The organism is Tropicimonas sediminicola (genome assembly GCF_900188335.1).
GTDB classification, from domain to species: domain Bacteria; phylum Pseudomonadota; class Alphaproteobacteria; order Rhodobacterales; family Rhodobacteraceae; genus Tropicimonas; species Tropicimonas sediminicola.
This window is the reverse complement of the sequence record NZ_FZOY01000029.1, coordinates 1-2,507: the sequence shown is the minus strand read 5'-3', so window position 1 is coordinate 2,507 and position 2,507 is coordinate 1. Positions and strand designations below refer to the sequence as shown.

At 61.2% G+C, this 2,507-nt stretch carries 2 protein-coding genes; both read left to right on the top strand.

The window, feature by feature from the left end; all coding sequences use genetic code 11:
• The first annotated feature begins 122 nt into the window (after positions 1–122).
• Positions 123–1,610 (top strand): IS21 family transposase, encoded by a 1,488-nt coding sequence (istA, locus tag CHB86_RS24070; protein ID WP_089235659.1) that lies wholly within the window; start codon positions 123–125, stop codon positions 1,608–1,610.
• Positions 1,607–2,362 carry an IS21-like element helper ATPase IstB gene (gene istB, locus CHB86_RS24065; RefSeq protein ID WP_089235658.1) on the top strand — a complete coding sequence of 252 codons (756 nt, stop codon included), beginning with the start codon at positions 1,607–1,609 and terminating at the stop codon, positions 2,360–2,362. Before istA ends, istB begins: the two co-directional genes overlap by 4 nt.
• Positions 2,363–2,507 lie beyond the last annotated feature (145 nt).

Below are 2,507 nucleotides of genomic sequence, written 5' to 3'. Positions count from 1 at the left end.
TGAGAACGGCGGTGAGAAAGTCGGCCACGGTAGCGGCGGGATGACCCTGCTGCGGGCGGCGTAAAAGTCGTCCACCTTTGCCCTTCTTGATTTGACGGAGGGAGGGCGGGAGGATCTTCACCGTGGATTTGTATCGCATGGTTCGTCTGGCGTGCGCGGAAGGCATGAGTCAGCGTGAAGCGGCCCGGCATTTCGGAATATCTCGTGACAGCGTTCGCAAGATCTTGGCGTTTTCGGTTCCGCCGGGTTACCGGCGTTCAGCACCGATCAAGCGCCCGAAGCTGGACGGGTTCACCGGGATCATCGATCAGTGGCTATCGGAGGATCGGGAGCGCCCTCGAAAGCAGCGCCATACGGCCAAGCGGATCTTTGAGCGGCTCCGTGACGAGCACGGGTACGCGGGCGGTTACACCATCATCAAGGACTACGTGCGGGAACACGGTCGGCGGCATCGCGAAGTGTTCGTTCCCCTGACGCACACGCCGGGTCATGCCCAGGCCGACTTTGGCGAAGCGGTCGTGGTGATCGGAGGCGTTGAACAGAAGGCCCACTTCTTCGCGCTGGATCTGCCGCATAGCGATGCCTGCTATGTCCGGGCTTATCCGGCGGCGACGGCGGAAGCTTGGATGGATGGCCATGTCCACGCCTTCGCGTTCTTCGGAGCTGTGCCGCAGTCGATCCTTTACGACAACGACCGCTGTTTGGTGGCGAAGATCGAACCGGATGGGACACGCCGCAGAGCAAAGCTGTTCAGCGAGATGCTGTCCCACTACGTGATCCGGGATCGCTATGGGCGGCCTGGGAAGGGCAACGACAAAGGTGCTGTAGAGGGGTTGGTCGGCTATTCCCGTCGCAACTTCATGGTGCCAATCCCGACCTTCCCGACCTGGGACACCTTCAATGACTGGCTCGAAGAGCAGTGCCGGAAACGCCAGAATGACAAGCTGCGCGGGCACAGCGAGACGATTGGCGAACGTCTCCAGCGCGATCTGGAGGCGATGGCGCCGCTGCCAGTCACTCCCTTCGAAGCCTGTGACCAGGCGTCCGGGCGGGTCAACTCGCTCGCCTTGGTGCGCTACAAGACCAATGACTATTCGGTGCCGGTTGCCTTCGGATACCGGGATGTCTGGATCCGCGCCTATGTCGACCGGGTAATGATCGGATGTGGTGGGGAGGTTATCGCGCAGCATGGCCGCAGCTACGACCGCGAGGACATGATCTTCGATCCGATCCATTACCTGCCATTGCTGGAGAAGAAGATCGGCGCCTTCGAGCAGGCGGCACCGCTGGCAGGATGGGATCTGCCCAAGGCGTTCGCCACCCTGCAACGGCTGATGGAGGCGCGCCTGCTCAAGGCGGGACGGCGCGAATATGTGCAGGTCCTACGGCTGTTGGAAACCTTCGAGATGGACGAGGTCCATGCTGCCGTGAAGACGGCGCTCCAGATGGGCGCGATCAGCTTCGACGCTGTGAAGCACCTGGTGCTGTGCCGGGTCGAACGGCGACCACCCCGGCTCGATCTGGATGTCTATCCGTTCCTGCCAAGGGCCACGGTAACGACGACATCTGCGGCCAGCTACATGTGCCTGACAACCCGTGGCGCGACATGACGGAAGCGCCGCAGATCCTACTGAACCATCAGCTCAAGAAGCTGAAGCTGCCGACAATCCTGCGGGAATACGATAAGCAGGCCCGGCTCGGTGCTGCCGAGGGTCGTGACCATGTCCAGTTCCTGGCCCGTCTGATCGAACTGGAACTCATCGACCGGGAAAGGCGGATGATTGAACGCCGGATCAAGGCCGCAAAATTCCCAGCAACCAAGAGCCTCGACAGCTTCGACTTCGCGGCAATCCCGTCTCTCAACAAGATGCAGGTGCTGGAACTGGCACGCTGCGAATGGATCGACCGCTGCGAGAACGTCATCGCTCTCGGTCCCAGCGGCACCGGCAAGACCCACGTGGCCCTCGGCCTCGGCCTGGCCGCTTGTCAAAAGGGGATGGCAGTCCGCTTCACCACCGCTGCCGCCATCGTTCACGAGTTGATGGAAGCACGAGACGAGCGCCAACTCCTGCGGCTTCAGAAGCAACTGGTGAAACAGAAACTCCTGATCATCGACGAACTGGGCTTCGTACCTCTCAGCAAGACCGGTGCCGAACTGTTGTTCGAACTGATCTCCCAGCGATACGAGCGCGGCTCCATCCTGATCACCTCAAACCTCCCGTTCGATGAATGGACCGAAACCTTCGGATCCGAGCGCCTCACAGGGGCCTTGCTCGACCGCCTGACCCACCATGTCTCAATCCTGGAGATGAACGGCGACAGCTTTCGGCTGGCACAAAGCAAGGCCCGGCAGAAGTCCTGAACCAAGAGCAGGTTTGGTCCTTGCGGACCAAGGCGCCTTGGCAACCGTCAGCTATACGAGGAGCACGTTTGCCAAGGCGACGGTCATGCCCAGACTGGCCGACTTTTGCTCCGCCCAGTGGTCGGTTTTTGCGCCGCCGTTGACA

What these genes read in the sequence shown, in the direction of transcription:
- istB (WP_089235658.1), top strand. Translation starts at nt 1,607, where the DNA reads ATGACGGAAGCGCCGCAGATCCTACTGAACCATCAGCTCAAGAAGCTG.